The following is a 19,977-nucleotide window of genomic DNA, read 5'->3' as shown; positions in this document are numbered from 1 at the left end:
GGTATTTCAGCGCAGCGGATACACGGTGGAGGTCAATCGCGCGCGCTTCTTCTTTCGGCGAAAGACGAAGTCGACCAGCCGCACCCACCAGGGTGACTTGGCCGGCGGCTCGGGCGGCAACGGCGCGAACAGATCGCGGCTCACGGCCGCACCGTTCCTCGTGTCGAGCCGGATGGCGGCAACACGTGCTTGTCGAGCAAACGCGCCATGCCGTCGTAGCCGTGGTCGTTCAAGTGCATCCGATCCACGAAGATGTAGTCGCGGTAAAAGTCCGAGCCGCGAATGAGCTCGTTCGAGTCGTAGAAGGGAATTCCCAACTCGGTACAGCCTTCCTTCAAGCCGCCGCAGTACTGCGGGTAGACCTCGCGCCCCAGGATGTTGCCAAAGAGGCGCCAGAAGTTGTTCGGACAGCTGTCCGTGGCATGAATGATGTCTTCTTCCTCCGGCGTGAACTCGTTCTTCGTCCAAGTCGTCAGCGGCTGGAGGACGAAATCGAGCGACGCATTGTGCGGGGCGAGCAGCGACTTCCACTGCACCAGCGCGCGGGTGGTGGCGTCGACACAGCGGCGGATGCGCGTCGGCGTGTCCACGCCCTCGTCCGTGAAAATCGGTTCGGCCTTGTCGTTGACCGCGTTGGTGAGGCGTTGCAAAAGGCTTTGCTTTTTGCGCCCCTGCTCCTCGTTGTACATGGTCATGTAATGCATGTACTCGTACGAGTAGTAATACTGACCGTGGTCGCTCCGTAGCTGCTCGGGCAGCCCCTCGAGGACGAAGTTGTTCATGCCGCTCAAGATGATGACTTTGTCGATCTTCTTGAAGCGATGCATGTGCATCAAAAACAGAATGATCTCTTGCGTCGAATTGTACGCGCGCGCCGCGAAGTTCAGCCACGGTTCCTTGCGGTGGTGGGCGAGGCGCGATGCAATGGTGTAAGCGTCGGATGCGGAGCCCGTGCCCATGGCGGTGGAGCTTCCAACGAGCAGGTTCACCGGCTCGTCGTGCACTTCGGAAACGCGGTACACCTTGCCGTGTGCCGTGGTGAGGCGAAAGCCCATGTCGTCCGTGTTGATGGCTTTGGACACGAAGTTCTTGTGCTGGAAGAACATCGTATAAGGGAGCCAGCGCATCCTGGAGGGGGCCAGGAGCTCGTCGATGTCCCGGATCTGCGGAGTCAGCCGATACGTTTCCTGGACGGCCTCGTCGTGCGTGAGCTCTTTGCGCTTCGATCCACTCATGGCTTTTCCTCGATGGTCAATGGATTGATTCCTTCGGAATGGGCAGCCACGTGGCCGCACCGTCGTCGGTAGGTGGTGGCGTTCCGGTCATACCGCAAGCCCATGGGATTTCTTCCAAGTGCCCTGAAAATGCCATTCAGCGGCACGAAAATGACGAGGAAGACAATCGCGAGAAGGGGGCGGGCGAGGAGTCGAACGATGGCTTTCACGGATCATTTCCTCAATCGAGTTCGAATTCCATTTGCCCGCGTGGATCCTTCCATTCAGGCTGGAGCGATTTGTCGAGCAGGAAGTCGCCCAATACCAAGTAGTCCATGGCCGTTCGCATGAAGCATGCGTAGGCATCGCGAGGGCTCTCCACGATGGGCTCCCCGCGCACGTTGAACGAGGTGTTGACGATGACCGGACAGCCCGTGAGCCGCTCGAAGGCCTCGATGACTCGGTGAAAGCGCGGGTTCAGGTCGCGGTGCACGGTCTGGATGCGCGCCGAATAGTCCACGTGGGTGACCGCGGGGATCGTCGAGCGAACGACCTTGAGCTTGTCGAGCCCGAACAGTGCATCTTCCGCATCGGAGGTCTCGCGACAGTGTCGCTTGAGCACGGGGGCGACGATGGACATGTACGGGCTTCGGCCCGAGAGGTTGAACCACTCGCTCGCCTTTTCGGCCAGTACCGCCGGCGCGAAGGGGCGGAACGATTCGCGTTTCTTGATCTTCAGGTTCATCACCGACTGCGTCTCGGAGCTGCAAGGATTGCCGAGGATCGATCGGGCGCCGAGCGCGCGGGGGCCGAACTCCATGCGGCCTTGGAACCAGCCGACGACGTTGTCCTTCGCCAAGAGCGCCCCCACCTCGTTGGGCATGGCGTCGCCGTCGAGCCGTCGGTACATGGCGCCCACCGAGTCGAGGTACGCTTTGATTTCCTCGGGCGAATAGCTGGAGCCGAGGAACGCTCCCTTCATGGCATCCCCGACGGGCGTCGTGCGCGCCTTCTTCATGTCGAAGTGCCATGCGGCGTACGCGGCCCCTAGAGCACCCCCCGCATCCCCGGCGGCCGGCTGCACCCAAATGTCCTTGAAGGGCCCCTCCCGGAGAAGGCGACCATTGGCCACGCAGTTGAGGGCTACGCCACCGGAGAGACAAAGATACGGTTCTCCCGTTTCGGCGTGGATGGTGCGGGCCAGGGCCATCACGATTTCTTCCGTGACGACCTGGACGGAGGCGGCCAAGTCGAATTCGCGCTGCGTGATTTCGCTTTCCGGTGCGCGGGGCGGTCCGCCGAAGAGCTCTTCGAAGTGCGCATTGGTCATGGTGAGACCGGTCGCGAAGTCGAAATATTTCATATTCAGGCGAAACGTGCCGTCCGCCTTCAAGTCGAGCAGGTGCTCCAGAATGAGATCGCGGTAAATGGGGCGACCGTAGGGCGCCAACCCCATCAATTTGTATTCACCGGAATCGACCTTGAAGCCGCAAAAATACGTAAACGACGAATAGAGGAGACCAATGGAATGGGGGAAATCCAATTGCCACAGCGGCGTGAGCGAGGCTCCGCGGCCCTGCCACACCGAGGTGGTCGCCCACTCCCCGACTCCATCGATACAGAGCACGGCCGCATGTGGAAATGGGCTGGCAAAAAACGCCGATGCGGCGTGCGACTGATGATGTTCGAAGAACGACAACTCGGGCAGGCGGTGCAGACCGAGCGCGGCCAATTGGCGTTTTAGCTCGGACTCGACGTGCAACTTGTCCGTCAGCCAGTGGGGCATGTCGGTGACGAACGTGCTCAGACCCTTGGGTGCGAAGGCGAAATAGGTGTGCAACAAGCGATGAAACTTGAGCGACGGCTTTTCGTAGTACGCGACCCGTTCGAGATCTTCCAACGAGATGCCGGCCTGCTTCAAACAGCTGCGAATGGCATTGGCCGGAAAACGGCTATCCTGCTTCTTGCGAGAAAACCGCTCTTCTTGTGCCGCCGCAATGATCTCTCCGCCCTTCAACAAGGCGGCGGCGCTATCGTGGTAGTAAGCGGATATTCCAAGGACGTAACTCATCGTAAGCGCTCACCCTTGCGCGACACACGTGCGTGCGCAGGCAAAATAAAGGGTATTTCAATATAGCTCGGTTGTCTCACGTGACCAGCTCCAAATGGGCACGAAGCGCCGCGAGATCGTCGTCGGTGAGCGTGGCGGCGGAGAAGTCGCTCGTGACGACGACGTCGGCGCCCTCCAATGCGCCGTCTTGGGCAAACAGCGCGAGCTCCTCGCAGAGTCCATCCAAGATTTTTCGAATGGTCCATGCGTCGTGCTGGGCGCCATGGCCTATCACGACGTGGAGCTGGCCATTGGACAGGTACCCCGCCACGTCGAGGAGTTCCATGCGGCCGCATTCGGGGGCGCGCAGTCCGCCGATCAGGGGCTCGACGGAGCGCAGGAGCGGATGGTTGCCGGCGGCCCGGTCGAGATCGCCCAGGTAATTCAGGGTTACGCCGTAGGGCAGGAGTTCGCGCTCTTCGGTGGCCTCGAATCCGACGAAGCCCGAACCGCCGCGCGCCACCGCGCGAATGGCATCTTTGGCCGCGCGTATGCGCTGGGCGCGGTCCTCGGAGGCGTCGAAGGTGACGGGGTAAATGGCGGTGAACCATCCGACGCTGCGGCTCAAATCGACGCGCTCGTCGAGCTCGTCGCGGCCGTGTCCTTCGAGCCAGAGCGTGATGCCCTCGCGCGGCATCCATTCCGAGAGCGACGCGGCGAGCGCCGAGGCCAGCGCCTCGAGGGGCTGAATGCGGAAGTCGTCGCGAAGCCGCGCGAGGAGCTTTTGCGTGGTCGCGGCGTCGAACGTGTACGAGAGATGGGCGAGGTCGCCTTCGCGATCGTCGACGCCCTCGTGATCGACGGGGATCGCGCCAGCGGGGAAGGCTCGTTCGATGGATGCGCCCCAGAAGGCCTTCTCCTCGGAGAAATCGGGGGCGTTCGCCAGGTTGCGCAGGGCATCGAGCCAATCGCCGAAGCCGCTCACCTCGGCCATGGCGTCCGTCTTGGCTTCGTGGGCGCCGTCGAGCAAGACGAGCAGGTCTTCGACGAGGATCTGGAGCGACACCGCATCGGTGACCAGGTGGTGTGCGACGAGGAGGACTTCGCCGGGTTGGTCATCGACCAGACCCAGGGCGAGCTTCGCACCGGTAAGCGAGATTTCGCTGCAGAGTCGCTCTTCGCCGCAGAGTCGCTCGACGCCGTCCGCCGGGACGGAGAGGACCGCCACCCGGCCATCTTCCTGGAGGATTTGCTTGACGCCGTCGGCGGTTCGCTCGAAACGGGCCCGAAGCATGGGGTGCGTGCGAAGCAGGACTTCGCCCGCCGCCGTGAGCTCCGAGAGCGTCACCGCGCGCGTGAGACGAAGGCGCACTCCGAGATTCCAGCGGTCCAAGCCTTCGCCCGGCATCGCGAAGAATCGCTTCTGCAGGGGCGAGAGGGGGACTTCGCCCGTGTGCAGGAGCGCGCTGGCACGCGTGTTCGTCTCATCGACATGCGCCGCGAGCTCGGCCACCGTCTGATGCTGGAAGACGTTCTTGGCCGTGATGCGGAATCCGCGCTGGCGAAGTTTGGATACGACCTGGAGACTGGAGATCGAGTCGCCGCCCAGCTCGAAGAAGTTGTCCGCGCGCCCCACCGCATCGAGGCCGAGCACCTCCGCGAAGACGTCGCACACGGCGACTTCACGTGCGGTGCGCGGGCCATCGATGGCGTCGCCCGCGGTCGTGGTGCGGGCGAGCTCGAGGGCGCGTCGCTCGAGGGCCTTGCGGTCCACTTTGCGGTTGGCCGTCAGCGGCAGGGCGTCGAGGAGCGCGATATGGCTGGGAACCATCGCGGCGCTCACGCGTTCGGCGAGATGGGCGCGCAATTCGCTGGCGTCGCCGCCCGTTTGCTCCGTTTGCCCGCTCATCGCCACGAAGGCGACGAGCTTCGGCGGCGCGTCGTCGGACTTCGCCAGCACGGTCGCCGCCTCGCGTACGCCCGGGAAGGAAGCGAGCACGGAATCGATTTCCCCGAGCTCGATGCGGTGCCCGCGCACCTTGATCTGATGATCGCGCCGGCCGAGAAACTCGATGACGCCGTCGGGTCGAACGCGGCCCACGTCACCGGTTCGGTAGGCCCGTGAACCCGGTTCGACCGCGAAGGGATCGGCGACGAAGGTGAGCGCCGTGCGCTGCGGATCCCCGATGTAGCCGCGCCCCACGGGAATGCCGCCCGCGAGGATCTCACCGGGCACACCGAGGCCACTGAGCCGCATGCGCGCATCGACCACGTACAGGTTCGCATTGTGGATGGGGCGCCCGATGGGAACGCGCAGGCCACGGGCATCATCTTGGGTGATGAAGTGGTGCGTGATGTCGTCGGAGCATTCCGTCGGCCCGTACGCGTTCAAGAGGCGCACTTCGGGAAAGAGCTGCAAAAAGCGCGCACAGAGCGCGGGCTGCACGGCCTCGCCCGTGACCGAAACGACGCGCCATCCCAGCGCGGGTGGGATGGGGAACGCATCGAACGCGTCCAGCATGGCGCCGAGGTACGAGGGAACGATCTGGAAGACGGTCACGCGGTCGTCCACCAGCGCGCGAAGCTGCACATCGGGCTCCCGAACCACGTCGTCGTCGTAGACCACCGTGGTGCCGCCCACGCCAAGGGCGGCCACGAGCTGCCAGACGAAAATGTCGAAGGAGAGACCCGCCGTCTGGGCAACGACGTCGCCGGGGCCGATGCCCAGGTCTTCGATCTTGGCGAAGAGGTGGTTGACCATTCCGCCGTGTTCGACCATCGCGCCCTTGGGCTCGCCGGTGGAGCCCGAGGTGAAGAGCAGATAGGCGAGGCCGTGGTGCGCGTGCGCGGGCCTCGGGGAATCGGCAAGCCCCGCACCGCGGGCGCGAAGCTCGTCGTGGGTGAAGACCTCGACCTGGCCGAGCGTCTCTTTGGCCTGGGCGATGCCGAATCGGGCGCCCGAGAGCTCGAGCAGGCGCTCTCGCCGCAGCGCGGGGAGGGAAGGGTCGATGGCCACGAACGCGCCACCCGCGTGGTGGATGGCGAGCAAGCACACGACGAGATCGAGTCCGCGGGGAAGCATGAGGGCCACGCGGTCCTCAGGCGCGAGCCCTATGGCGGAGAGTCCTCGTGCCACCTCCGAAATGCGCTCCGCGAGCGTGGCGTAGTCGGTTCTCGATGCGCCGTGGACGAAGGCGATGGCCCGGGGCGACGCCTTCGCGCAGTCGAACACGCGGTCCACGAAGGGCCCTTCGGGGGCGGCGTACCTCTTCGCGTTCAGCGCCTCGAGCAGCTCACGGCGCTCGGACGCGTTCACGTGGCCGACGTGCCGCACGGGACGTTCGGCGTCCCGTACCAGCTCGGAAAGAACCGTCACGTAGTGCTCGACGATCCGCTCCGCCGTCGGTGCATCGAAGAGATCCGTCGCATACGAGAGATCGCCCCCGAGCGCGCCGGCCGCCTCGTGCACCGAGAGCACGAGGTCGAAGATGCTCGTGCCGCCATCGATTTTCTCGGCACGGAAGGAAAGCGCTTTGGTGGCCCGCGTCTCCTCGGGCACGTTCTCGTAGGAGAACATCACCTGAAAGAGCGGCGACTGGCTTAGTGAGCGCGCGGGGTTGACGGCTTCCACGACCCGCTCGAAGGGAACGTCCTGGCGCTCCAGGGCGGCGAGCGCATTCTCCGCCTCGCGCAGTAGATTGCTCTGGACGCTGGCATCCTCGTCGACTGCGCCCAGAAGGACGATGGTGTTGACGAAGAAGCCGAAAATATCGCTGGCCGACGAGTGCGCGCGCCCCGACACCGGAACGCCAATCGCGGTAACCCCATCGCCGCTGCCGTAGCGCGCCAGCAGAATGCGGAAGGCGTGCAGGGCGATCGCGAACGAGCTCACGCCCAGCGACGATGCGAGCTTGCGAAGGCCCGCCGCGGTCTCGGAAGGCACGTCGAACACGATGGTGGCGCCCCGGAATGATTGCTCGGCGGGCCTCGGCCGATCTGCGGGCAGGTCGATGGGCGAGTCCTCGATGGCGTGCTCGCGCAATCGCTCGGTCCAGTACGCGAGCTGCGACTGGTACTCGGCTTCCACCTCGGGACGCCGCTGCCACTCGGCGAAGTCGGCGTACGAGAACGACGGCGGCGGCATCGCCCCGGGGCCCGACACGTACGCCTGGACGAACTCGCGCATGAACAGCTCGAGCGACCAGGTATCGGCGACGATGTGATGGTAGATGAAGGTCAGACGGTGCCGATTCGCCTCGAACCGGTGCAGCTCGAAGTGGACCAGCGGTCCGCGCTCCAGGTCGAAGGTGCGGCGGCTCTGCGCACGGGCCAATGCATCGGAGCGAGCCCTCCGCTGGTCCATCGGTAAGCCCGAGAGATCGCGAAGGGGCACATCGATCCGAAGCTCGGGAAGAGCGATTTGCACGATGGCATCGTCGTCTTGGCGAAAGACCGTGCGCAACATGGCGTGCCGCGCCACCAGGGCGTCGATCACGGTGCAGAAGCGCCCGTGATCGAGGTGCCCGTCGATCCAGAGCGAGATGGCGTTCGTGTAGTGGCTCGTCTCCGGATCCATCTGCTGGAGGAACCACATGCGCGTCTGCCCGTGCGACGCCGGACGCGGTGCGTGCGGCGCGAGTGCACCGGGGCCGCGGACCATCGCGCGCCAATCCGTAGGGGATAACTCGGTGCGCGCCGTGTCGATGCGCGTTGCGAGCGCTCGGGCGGTGCGTGCCGCGAAGACGTCCTTCAGCGGGAGGTGCACATCGAACGCCGCACGCACTTTCTCCGAAATGCGTGCACTGTGCAACGAGCTGGCGCCCAGATCGAAGAGATCGTCGAGGACGCCGACCTCGGAGAGGCCGAGGATGTCGGCGAGGATCTTCGCCAGCGCGACTTCGGTCTCCGAAGCGGCGGCCACGAAGCTCGTTCGAAGGAGCGGACGCGCGTGGCGCGTGGCGCGCGCTTCGCCGCCCACACGGCCTTCGATGCGCCGCATCGGTGGCTCGGTGGAGACGAGCACGCTCGCCGGGGCGCCCTCGGCGAGCAACCCGTCCAAAAGCGCGAACGCTGCGGCGGGATTCAAGGCAAGCCGGCGTGATTCGGCGGTGTGCGGGATGGTGTCGTCTTCGAAGAGCCAGCGGTCCCACGCGACGGAGAGCCAGCGCGTCTCGCCCGCGGCGCTCGCGGCGAAGACGTCGAGGAAGCGGTTCGCCGCCGCATGGGCGCCGCATCCGAGGCCGCCCACGTACGCGGAGAGCGAGGAGAAGAGGGCAACGAAGCGCACCCCGCGTCCCGCGATGGCGCCGGCCAGGTTCCGCGTGCCATCGACCTTGGTGTCGAAGTGGCGCGCGAAATCGGCCGGTGTCAGCTCGTCCAGCGCGCGGTAGGCGAGCGATTTGTCGATGCCTGCGGCGTGGAAGATGCCACTCACCGCGCCGAATCGAGCCTCGCAGAACGCGAGCGCGGCGGCGATGGACTCGGGATCGGTCACGTCGAGCGGGATGCACGGGACCGCGGCGCCCGAGGGCAGCACGAGATTCTCCACGTCCTGGCGGCGGGTGCCGACGACGACATGGGCGCCGTGGTGTTCGGCGAGGTGTGCGGCCAGGCGGCGCCCGATGGCGCCGAGGCCACCGGTGATCAGCACCACGTCGCCCCGTCGAAGGAGCGGGGCGTGCCCGCCCGTGGGGTGCGGCGTGAAGTCGAGCTCGAAGCGCTCCGTGCCCCGCCATGCGACGAGCGGGTAGCTGCTCGTGGACGCGAGCTCGGCGCGCAAGGTGGCGGCCACGTCGTCCGGCGTGGCATCGGCGGTGACGTCCACCGCGCGGAAGCGCACGTTGGGAAACTCCATCTGCGCGACCAGACCAGTGCCGTAGCCGAAGGCCCATTCCGCCGAGTGCACCGCTTCGCCACGGACGGAGACGCCCTGACGCGACACGAGCACGCCGTGGACGACGGTGTCGGGCTTCTCGCGCGAGGCGCGCCCGAGCCGCTGCACGAAGTCGTGCAGGCGCGGAAGGTCGAGCTCCGGCTCGTCGAACACGACGGCGAGCGCGCTCGGGTCTTCGACGGCGCCCTGCGGCGGCGCGGGGCGAAAGGTCGGCACGTAGGCGCGTGCGCTGGGGGCGGGCGCGCTCGCAGGCTCGATCCAGAAGCGCCGCGGCTCGAGGATCGCGCCAGGGATGCGGCGCCTGCGGAAGCTCGCCCGCGGGCTGATGGACCCGAAGTCGAGCGGGACGCCGAGCTCCCAGAGCTCCCCGATGGCCGCGAGCCAACGCGCATCGTCGCCGTCGTGGTGTGCCGGGTGTTTGCCCAGCGGGATCGCCGTGTGCCGCTCGCCGCGAAGCAGCGCGGTGAGGGCCTGCCCGGGGCCCACCTCGACGAAGATGGCGTCTTCGAAGCGAAGCGTCGCCGCTTGGATCGCATCGTGGAATGCGACGGTATGGTCGATTTGGTCGCGCCAGTGCTGCGGGCGGGTCAGCGCGGCAGCGTCGATCGCGTTTCCCGTCACCGAGGAGAAGACGGGCGCGCTCGTCTCGGCCGCCGCCGGGATGGCGGTCATCCGCTCGAGGAACGTGTCGGCAGCTTCGAGCGCCGACCGCGAGTGAAACGCGTGCGCCGTGTGCAGCCGTCGCGCGGAGACGTGCTTCGCGGCCAAGAGCTCCTGAAAAGCGTCCACGTCCGCCACGGGCCCTGCCACCACGGTGGCCGAGGCACCATTGACGGCCGCGATGTCGAGCCGCGCGGGCAGCATGGCTGCGACGTCGGCTCGGCCCAACGATACCGCGAGCATCGCGCCCTCGGGCATCGAGGCCATCGCCTCGCCGCGCACGCGCACCATCGCCAGCGCCGTCGCAAGGTCCACCGCGCCGGCGGCCACGGCGGCCACGAGCTCGCCGATGCTGTGCCCGACGTACGCCACCGGATGAAGGCCAGCCGCCTCGATGGCGCGAAGCATCGCGTACGAGCCGACGAACATCGCCACCTGCGCGAACCGAGTCGGCGTCGGATCGGCCTCGCCGTCGAGGAGCATCTGCCCGAGCTCCGTATCCGGCCCGCCAAGGAGCGCGATGCACGCGTCCTCGGCCTCGCGAAACGCGGCGTTCGACGCGCGCAACCCGCGCAGCATGCCGCGGTACTGCGAACCCTGGCCCGGAAATACCGCCACCACGGGCGGTGCCGACGCCGTGCGTACGGCTCTCGGCTGCGCGAGCGCTTCGCGAAGCTCGCTCGCGGATGCCGCCACGACGGCCCGACGAAGGGGAAAGTGCTCTCGAAAGAGCTGCGAGGTGCGCAGCGGATCGGACAGCGGTCCCTCGAGGTTCTCGATGTACCGCCCCCAATCGCCCGCCAGCTTCGCGAGCCCCTCCTCGGTGCGCGCCGAAAGAAGGAGAAGCTCGGGCGCTGCCTCGAAGCGCTCCTCGCGCGGCACATTCTCCCAAGACTCGAGGATCGCGTGCGCGTTGGTCCCACCGATGCCGAAGGAGCTCACCGCCGCGCGCCGTGGGCCGCGCGTCTCGGGCCAAGGCCTGGGCGCCTGCGCGACGTAAAAGGGAGAGCTCGCGACATCGAGGACCGGGTTCACCGGCTCGGCGTGCAACGTCGGCGGTATCTCGCGATGGTGCAGCGCGAGCACGCACTTGATGAGGCCCGCGATACCCGCCGCATTGTCCAAGTGCCCCAGGTTCGACTTGATCGAGCCCAGCGCGCAAAACGCGCGCTCCTCGGTGTGGGCGCGAAACGCCTCGGTCAGTGCCTCGAACTCGATGGGATCGCCGAGCGGCGTTCCTGTTCCATGGGCTTCGACGAGCTGGATCGAGTCGGCCCGAACACCGGCGCGCTCGAAGGCGCGAAGCAACACCTCGCGCTGGCCCTCCACGCTGGGGGCCGTGTAGCCGGCCTTTCGCGCGCCGTCGTTGTTGATCATGGACCCGAGAACGACGGCCCAGATGGGATCGCGGTCGCGGATCGCATCCTCGAGCCGCTTCAGAACGACGAGACCCGCACCGTCGCCGAGAACCGTGCCCGAGGCATCCGCCCCAAATGCCGCACATCGGCCGTCGTGGGAGAGGATCTCCGCATCGCGCTTCGAGTAGCCAGCCTTGTGGGGCACGCGGATGCTCACGCCGCCGGCCAGCGCCATGTCGCATTCGCCGCTCGCGAGCGACGCGCATGCGACGTGAACTGCTACCAGCGACGACGAGCACGCGGTCTGCACCGCGATGGCGGGACCCGTGAGTCCCAGCTTGTACGCGATGCGGCTCGGGCCACAGTCTTTCTCGTTGGCCATCGCCAACCGCCACGCGCCTTCCTCGTCGAGGAGTTCGCGGCGCGAGAGCAGGTTGTACACGAGGTAGCTGCTCAGCGTGCTGCTGGCGAAGACACCGACGCGCCGCCGCACCCCGCCGCCGCCGTCCTCCACCGAGCGAGGATCGTAGCCAGCATTTTCCAGCGCCTGGTACGCCGTTTCGAGGAGTACGCGCTGTTGGGGGTCGAGAAGCTCCGCCTCGCGCGGAGAAATGTCGAAGAGCGCCGCGTCGAACTGTTCGATGTCTTCGAGCTCGGAGCACGCGCCCACGAAGCCTTGGGGATCCCGTGCATGTGCATCCCGACCCTCGGGACCCAGCTCGTCGGGCGACAGGCGGCGGATGCCCTCGCGTCCTTCACGCAGCGCGGTCCACAAGGCATCGATGCCGGCCGCTCCGGGGAAGCGCCCGGCCATGCCGACGATGGCAAAGCGCGCGCCCGCATGGCGCTCACGGACCGTGGGTTCGTGTCGGGACTCCGTCACGGGAGCACCGTCCAGGGCTTCGGCCAACCGCCGCCCATTGCCGGTGCGGAAGAACAAGGTCACCGGCAGCTCACGTCCGACGTGATCGCCCAGCCGTTGCCGCAGACGCAGCAGCGTGAGCGAAGAGCCCCCGAGGTCGAAGAAGTTCCGATCCATCAGGTCCGGAACGTTCCCGAACGACTCGCGCAAGACCGAGCGAACCAGCGCGTCGGTCGTCCCGTGCGCGTCGCGACGCACGGGCGGCTTAGGCTTCGGCTTCTCGCGCGGCGGCGGGCTCAGGTCTCGAGGCGCCTCGAGGGTCGCGAGCTCACACTGCGGTTCGTGCGCGATGCGTTCCAACAACGCAGTGAACGCGTCGAGCAGCCCCTGGGCCTGGTGGGGTTCCGCCGCGCCCGAGCGTGCATGAAGGCGGATCCGAAAATCGGGCTCCGGGTAGACGACGACCGTGATCGGAAACACCGTATCGTCGCTGGCCGAAACGATCTGCACGCGCAGCGCGCCGTCGTTCTCCATCCGCTCCGTCGGGTAGTTCTGAATGACGACCGAGCTCTCGAACAGCGGTGCATCCATCGGGTAACCGAGGGCTTCCGCGAGGGCCGCCGGGTCGAACTCGCCGTGGGCCGAGGCTTCGGTCACCGCCGCGTGCACCTCGGAAAAAGCGCGTGCCCGCTTTGGTACCAAGATGGGCACGTTCTGAATGAAGGCGCCGATGGTCTCCGGATGCGGGTGCGCCTCGCGCCCCGACGTCGTCAGCCCGACGAGCGTATCACCGGCCCCGGACCATCCCGCCATGACGCGGCTCCATGTCCCCACGAGCACCGACGAGAGCGCGACCCCAAGGTTCTTCGCGCGGGTTCGCAAGGCATCGGCCACGCCCGACGTCAGCTTTTTCTGCACGGTGATCGCGCCGCGCGCCTGCGGCACCGTCGCGGAAGGCGCGGGGAGCCCGCGAAGCTTTGCGACCCAGTAGGCGTGGGTTTCGTCCTTCTGCGAAGCCCGGAGCGTGCGCAGCGCATAGCTCGGCGTCGAGCGAGGTGAGAAGAGCCCCGCGGTCACGGCGGCCAAGCTCCAGCCGTCGATGGCCACATGATCCGTGGTGAGCAGCACGTGGTGCTCCGCCTCACCCGTGCGCACGACGTGGAGGCGGACGATTGGACCGACGGTCAAATCAATGGGCGAGGAGACCGCACGCTGGACCAGGACATCGAGCCCCGCCGATCGCGCATCGGCGAAGGAGACCGAAGCCGGCATCGCCTCGAAGACGATTTGAACCGGTTCATCCAGCGCCGTCCAATCGAAGACACTTCGAAGGGCGGGGTGCCCGGCGACCATGGCGCGGAGGCGCTGCTCGAGCTCCTCGAGTGCGAGCGCGCCCTGCACGCGGAGGTGAACGTGGCCGTTGGTTCGCCCCTCGGTAGGATTGGAAAGATGGCGCAGCAGCATGAGCCGCTGAAGCGCATTCAAGGGCACGATCTCCTCGATCGCGCCCTCGACCCGATCCGAAAGCTGCCGGGCGCTCTCGTCCGAGATGCCCACGCCCGGAAAATCGGACCGCGTGTAGATCCTTCGCGCAGCCGCGCTCAGCGTCTGCACCATCACGTCGATCTCGCGACACCAGCGCTCGCCGATGCCGCCATGGCCGGCGATCGAAAGCACCATGCGCTTCTCGCGCACCATGGCGGTGGCCTCGAGCCGTGCGCCGGACTCGCCGCGATGCAGACCGAACCCGCGATGCTGGCCACGATCGAGCACCGTGCCCAAATAGTTGAACTGCACGCCGGGCTGGAGGAACGCCGCAACCGCCTCGGGGGCCAGATCACCGCCGACGAGCAGCGGCAGAAAGTCGAGTCCACCGTGTGCGAGTTCCGCGCGTGCATCCTTCACCGCCGCGATGCTCTCGACGACGTTCTCCGCGAAGGGCACGACGTAGGGTACCCACGTGGCGCACCAGCCCACGCCCGTGGGGATGCCCAGCACGTCCTCGTCGCGGCCATGCACCTCGACGTGAATCGGCGCCGACTCCAGCTGGAGCTCTGCACATACGGCGCGCCCGAGCGCGGCGAGAAGGATATCCTGCGGTCGCGCCCGAAGCACGCGATCGGCGTTGCCAAGAAGCGCGGCGGTGGTCTCCTCGGAGAGCTCCCACGTTCGGGCATCACTCGTCTCGAGCGCCGCGTAGGCTTTCGCCGGCTCGAACCTGCACAGCAGGGCATTCCATTGCGCCACCGATTGCGAGGCGCGCCCTTTCTCGGCAACGCGGGAGATCGCGGCCGCGAATCGCGCGAAGTCGAAATCGTCGATGCCGGCGTCCTTGCCCTGAAGGAGCGCCTCGACGTCGGCCAAGATGAGATGCCACGAAAAGACGTCGACCGCGAAGTGGTGTGCGGCCAGGACGAGGTCTCCCTCGACGAGAAGCCCGGCCAGCAGCGGTCCGCGGTCCGGCACGAAGGCCGTCCCCGCGGCGATCTCGGCATCGATGAGCCCCTGGGTCGAAGCCCCCGCGTCCGCGTGGACGAGCCGCCAGCGCCGCTCCTCCGGGAGATCGACGCGCGTTACGGTGCCTTCTTCGCGCGCGAATCCCTGTGCGAAGGCGCGATGCTTGCGCACGAGCCCCCGCAGCACCGACTCCGCGAGTGCGGCGGGATCGCCGGGCGGCAGCGGAATGCGCACCCATTGAACGAAACGGGCCCAATCGCCGGTGGTTTGGCGGGCGAACCATGCGTGAATGGGGCCCGCCGTCCGCGCGTGGCGAACCACCTCGGCGTACGAAGGCCCGGTGTCGCGTACGGGCTTTGCGCCCGCGATGACCACGGCGAGCTCCGAAAGCCGCGGATGCTCGAGCAGCTGACGGATCTCCAGCGACAGCCCGCCGCTGCGCAGCCGCGTGACCACGCGCAGCGCCGCGATGGAGTCACCGCCCAACTCGAAGAAATGGTCGTCGGGCCCCACGGACGCGCCGAGCACATCGCCCACCGCGACCACGATGGCCTCCTCGATCGGCGAGCGGGCCGCGCGCACGTCCGCCTTCTCGACGAACGACTCTGCGGCCGGCAGCTTTTGCTCGGCGACCTTGCCCGTCGGCCCGATGGGAAAGGCGTCGATCACCGCCACGATCCAGGGGACCATGAAGGCAGGCAGCCGCGCGTGCAGCCGCGCGCGGAGTTCACGTCCGGAGATCTGCGCGCCCGCTTTCGGCACGACGTACGCGACCAGTGCGGGGCTGCCTGCCACGACGCGCGTGGTGACCAAGGCTTGCGCGACGCCTTCTTGCTCGGCGAACGCATGCTCGATCTCGGCGAGCTCGATCCGATGCCCGCGCAACTTCACCTGGCGATCGGCACGGCCCAAAAAGTCGATCCACCCGTTCGGCCGCAACCGCACGAGATCGCCCGTGCGGTACATGCGCGTTCCCGGTGGGGCTTGCGGGTCGAGGCTCTCGAAGAAAGCTCGCTCGGTGAGCTCGGGCTGGCGCCAGTAGCCTCGTGCCACCGCCGGTCCCGACACGTACAACTGCCCCCGCGCGCCCCAGGGCACCGGTCGCTTTTGCTCGTCGAGCACCAGGGCCGTCATCCCGGGGAGCGGCAGGCCGATGGGAACGCGCACGCTGGCGACATCGCCGGCGCGACAGGCATGTTCGGTGACGAACACGGTCGACTCCGTCGGGCCGTACGAATTGATGAACGCCGCCGGCTCCCGGCCCGCGGACGCATAGACGGCGCGAAGCCGCTCCACGTCCTTCGGGGTCGTGGCCTCGCCACCGACCACCCACGTCTTCACCTCGGGCAGGGGCTCGCCGCACCCGGCCTCCTCGAGCATGGCTTCGATGACCTCGCGAAACGCCACCGGTGTGTCGTTGTGCACGGTCGCGCGGTGCTCGCGAAGGAGCGCGAGCTTTTTTGGCGGGGAGCGGCGCTCTTCCTCGTCGGCCACGTAGACGCGTGCCCCGAGAACGAGAAAGACCGGGATCTCGAAGATCATCGCGTCGAAGCTCCACGACGCGCCCGAAACCATCGAGTCTCCGGGACCGATCCCATACCGCGCCGCCACCGCGTCGGCGAAATGGACCACCTGGGCGTGCTCCACGACGACGGCCTTTGGCGTTCCCGTGGAGCCGCTGGTGTAGATGGCGTAAGCGGTACCTGGCGCCGTCGGCCCCACGGAGCCTTCGGCATGCGCCGGCGATACGTCGAGAACGTCGAAGCCCGCTGCCTCGTATGGCCGCGCGTGGTCGGCCCGCGCCATGACGAAGCGCGCACCCAGATCCTCTTGGATGAACCGCAGTCGCTCGATGGGAAGCTGGCTCGAGAGCGGCACGAACCATGCGCCCGCCATGAGGATGCCGACCATCGCGACCACACCCGCGGCGCTTCGCTCCTCGGCGCAAAGCCCGACGGGATCTCCAGGTTGCACCCCACGGGCACGCAGCGTCTCCGCGATGGCGCGGGCGTGCTCCACGAGCTCGCCATAGCGAAGGCTCCGATGGCGATCCGCCACGGCGATGGCGTGCACATCGTGCGAGGCGATGCGTGCGACGATGGTCGACGGCGCCGTGGCCGCAAGCTTCTTGCCGTAGACGATGGACGGCGTGCCGAACGCGACGTCGTCGAGGAGCACGTCGGGCTGCCGAAGAAGTGCCGTGAGCAGCTCGGCGCATCCCTCGGTCATGGTGCGCGCAGACGCGGCATCGAACAGCGCGGCGTCGGACTGTGTGTGAACGACGAGATCGTTTCCGACGACGCCGGAGAACACCATGAAGTCGTGGTGACAGCCGTCGTCGTCGAGCCCGTACGTCGTGAGGGTCATCCCGCCCATGCGAACGGGCACACCATCGACATGGAGGGCGCTCGCCGTGGCGTTGGGATCGATGCCCGCCGGCGTCTCGTGGAGCGTGAACGATGCCTGGAACAGCGGGTGGACCCCGGGGCTTCGGGCCACCCCCGCCGCCTTCACGATTTCCGGAAACGGGAGGCTCGCGTGGCGCAAGGCGGCGTTCACGACGTCTCGGACCGCGGGCACGAGCTGCCGCAACGTGACCGCATCCGGCACGGCGACACGCAGCGGGATGAAATTCGGAAAGAACCCGACGCGCCGTGCATCGTCGGGCGAACGGCGTTGCGTGACGGGCGTACCGATGACGAATTCGTTCTGCCCCGTCCAGCGCTGCAGGAAGGCGGCGTAAGCCGTGAGCGCCACTACGAAGCGTGTGGTGCCACACTCCTTGGCCAGCGCGTCGAGCTTCGACGGCGCGCCAACGGCGCGCGCGTGCGACAAAAGGCCTTGGTGCCGCGGTGCCTTGGGTCGAGGGCGGTCGTGCGGCAATTCGAGCATCGGCAGCTCGCCCTCGAGTGCGGCCTTCCAATGATCCTTGGCCTCGCTCCACGCTTCCGACTCGTCGAGCTGGACACTCGCCTCGAGCTGGAGCTCCTCACCGTCTCCGTTCGACGGCAGGGAAGGCGATCCGTACGCTGCGCACCAATCCTCGAGCAGGCGCACCATCGACACGAAGTCCGAGACGATGTGGTGCACCGTGACGAGAAGCACGCGGCGTCCATTGCTACAGCGCGCCAAAATGGCCCGAAGCATGGGACCCGCCGACAGATCCAGCGGGCGCATGGCCAACTCGGAGAGGCGGCGTCGAAGCTCGGGGCCATCGGGAACGTCGCAAAGGTCGGCCCGAGCCATCTCCAGCGTCGCCAGGGGGAGCAGCTCCAGGAAACAGCCTTCCTCTGGCTCGATGCCCTCGACCCCCTCGACAATGCGCGTCCGAAGCAGCGGATGCTTCCGAGCCACGGCGGTCAGGCTCCGCGCCCACGCATCTTCGTCGAGATCGTCCGGCATCGTCACCGCACGGGCGATGAGGTAACCGTGAGTGCCCGGCACCAGTTTCTCAGCGGCCCAGATCGCGAGTTGACCGCGTGTAAGCGCCACCCGGGACGCACCCGCTGGCGTCGCCCTTACGGCCGCGACCGCACGCCCGTGGGCCATGACGTCGGCGAGCATCGCATCCAGCGCACGACCTGCGAAGAACCGGTCCATCCCCACCGCGCGTCCAAGCACGCGTTCCAGATCGTGCGCCATCGACGCGGCCGACAACGAGCTGAATCCGTAGTCCGCCGCCGTTCGCGAGAGATCGACCTGCGAGGCCGGCACCCCGGCCATCCGCGCGATGCGCTCGACGAGCAGTGCGCGTCCGGCGTCGAGCCCTTGCGCGGGCACATCCGCCACGGCGTCCGCCGTGCCCGTTTCGCGAGCTTCGGGCGCCGGGCCCTCCCGGTACATGGCGTGCAAATCGCCCGCCTCGAACTGCACTTTGCAGAGTCCGCGCTGGATCTTCCCGCTGGTTGTCCGAGGCACCGTGTTCCGGCGCACCAGAACGACGGAGTGTACGCTCTGCTGAAAGGTCTCGGCCACGGCTGCGCGTACGGCAGCGACCACGGCAGGGTACTCATGCCCACCATCGCCCTTGGCCACCTCCATCACGAGGACGATTTCCTCGGAGTCTTCGACCAGCACAGCGAACGCAGCGCTGCCGCCCGTCACGAGCGCCGCATGGCTCGCCTCCGCGGCGAACTCCAGATCCTGAGGATAGAGGTTTGCTCCGCGTACGATGAGTATCTCTTTGCATCGCCCGGTGACGTACAGCTCACCACCGCGCACGAATCCGAGATCGCCTGTCCGCAAATGCCGTCCCGGTGGCTCCGGCGGCTCTCCCCAATAGCCGCGCGCAACGCTGGGCCCCGCGATGAGGATCTCTCCGATCCCGCTCTCTTCGACATCGATCCCGTTTTCGGGATTCACGATGCGCACGTCGTGCTCTTCGGGAATCACGCCGCACGAGACCAGCCGCGTTGCATCTGCCGCCAACTTCGGTGGCAATGCGCGATGCATGGCCATCCCCGTCCGAGAAATGCTGGTGAGTCGCGCCCCGTGCCCTTGCGGCCCGCCGCTCACGAAGAGCGTCGCCTCGGCCAGCCCGTAACAGGGAAGCATGGTTTCGCGCTGAAAGCCTGCCCACGCAAACGTTTCGGCAAAGTCCTCCATGACCTTGGCGCCGATCCGCTCGGAACCGCAGAATGCGAGTTCCCACGTGCTCAAATCGAGCTGTGCGATCTCTTCCCCGGTAGCCCGCTCCACGCACATGCGGTACGCGAAGTTGGGCGCACCGCTGATCGTGGCTCGAAAACGTCCGATGGCCCGAAGCCACAGCAGCGGCTTCTGGACGAAGGCGATGGGCGAGAGAAGTGTGCCGGGAACCCCTGCGAACAAGGGCTCCAGCACCCCTCCGATGAGTCCCATGTCGTGGTAGAGCGGCAGCCACGAAAGAACATGGCTGTCCGAGCGAATCCGAAACGCCCGATGAATCGTCCACAGATTCGCCAACAGATTATCGTGACCAACCACCACGCCGCGCGGTGAGGCCGTCGAGCCGGACGTGTATTGCAGAAATGCAATTGCGTTTTGGCTTTTCGTTTCAGGAACGAAATCCGCCTCGTTCGCCAGGCGGTCGGTTACGAAATAGCGAAGATCTCCGTGCGCCGAGATGTCGTGCAGCGCATCGCGAACGGACGATTCCAAATTCGCAGTGGTCAAAACGCTGCGGGCACCGCTGGTTCCCAGGACCGTCCGAATCCGCGCCCACCCGCGTTTCGAGCGCGCGGGAAGGAGGGGGACCGGAATCGCATCGGCATAAAGGCATCCGAAGAACGCACCGATGTAGTCGAGGCCCTGGGGATACAGCAGCACCACGGGATCTCCCGGCGCAACGCCGCCTTCTCGGAGACTTCGCGCAATGGCGCCAGCGCGGGCGTGAAGATCTGCATACGTCCAGACGAGGCCCTCCTCGTCTTCGCGATCCACGAATCGAAAAGCGACCGCGTCCGGTGTCCGATTCGCGCGTTCGAGAAGGAGCCGATCCACGC

At 66.9% G+C, this 19,977-nt stretch carries 4 protein-coding genes; all 4 read right to left on the bottom strand.

The features are described from left to right. Positions 1 to 6: 6 nt before the first annotated feature. Positions 7 to 144 carry a hypothetical protein gene (locus LVJ94_21280; GenBank protein WXB09749.1) on the bottom strand — a complete coding sequence of 46 codons (138 nt, stop codon included), beginning with the start codon at positions 142 to 144 and terminating at the stop codon, positions 7 to 9. Then, positions 141 to 1,235 carry a hypothetical protein gene (locus LVJ94_21275; GenBank protein ID WXB09748.1) on the bottom strand — a complete coding sequence of 365 codons (1,095 nt, stop codon included), beginning with the start codon at positions 1,233 to 1,235 and terminating at the stop codon, positions 141 to 143. Before LVJ94_21275 ends, LVJ94_21280 begins: the two co-directional genes overlap by 4 nt. 220 nt (positions 1,236 to 1,455) lie before the next feature. Then, positions 1,456 to 3,285, bottom strand: coding sequence for a carbamoyltransferase (locus tag LVJ94_21270; GenBank protein WXB09747.1), 1,830 nt, complete (start codon positions 3,283 to 3,285; stop codon positions 1,456 to 1,458). A gap of 76 nt (positions 3,286 to 3,361) precedes the next feature. Next, positions 3,362 to 19,975, bottom strand: a complete 16,614-nt coding sequence (locus tag LVJ94_21265; GenBank protein ID WXB09746.1) for an amino acid adenylation domain-containing protein — start codon at positions 19,973 to 19,975, stop codon at positions 3,362 to 3,364. Positions 19,976 to 19,977 lie beyond the last annotated feature (2 nt).

The organism is Sorangiineae bacterium MSr11367, from assembly GCA_037157805.1.
GTDB lineage: Bacteria > Myxococcota_A > Polyangia > Polyangiales > Polyangiaceae > Pendulispora > Pendulispora rubella.
Note: the sequence above shows the minus strand (reverse complement) of the source record. Positions and strands in the feature narration are given on the sequence as shown.